The organism is Vibrio sp. S234-5 (assembly GCF_000960595.1).
In the GTDB taxonomy this organism is placed as follows: domain Bacteria; phylum Pseudomonadota; class Gammaproteobacteria; order Enterobacterales; family Vibrionaceae; genus Vibrio.
In genome coordinates this window covers 1-403 of the sequence record NZ_JZAM01000407.1, presented here as the reverse complement: position 1 = coordinate 403, position 403 = coordinate 1, and the positions used below count along the sequence as shown (strand labels likewise).

The window sequence follows — 403 nt, the reverse complement described above, 5'->3', positions numbered from 1 at the left end:
AATAACTAGCCAAGCTGGCAAAACCCAATAAAGATAAGTAGATTAGATTTCACATAAATAGAACATAATCATAGTTTCTTTGCGAAGCCGCAACGTCGGTACTCACTCGCGTATGCAGACGGTCTCGCTCTGGGCGGATGATCGCGAGCAGTTACAAGAACGGATACAAAGCTATGATTGGCAAGTCGATAGCCCCTATGTGACTCAGCTTTTGTCTGCTCAGTCAGCGTCGGTGGCCGAAGCTTATGCCCGCTCTGTTCGCATGAAGTTGCAGCTTGCTGAAATCATCGGAAACAGCACTCGCCACATGATCAATACTGGTGAAATTCTGAATCACGGCTGTTTGATCGTCATTAGTCAGTTTACGCATACGCAGCTTACCTCCGCCGTGCAACCCTATAGC

Annotated in this window: 1 pseudogene; it reads left to right on the top strand. The window is 47.4% G+C overall.

Annotation, left to right across the window (positions count from 1 at the left end):
- Window positions 1-79: 79 nt before the first annotated feature.
- Window positions 80-403: pseudogene (locus tag UF06_RS22545) on the top strand (sensor domain-containing phosphodiesterase); the annotation flags it as partial.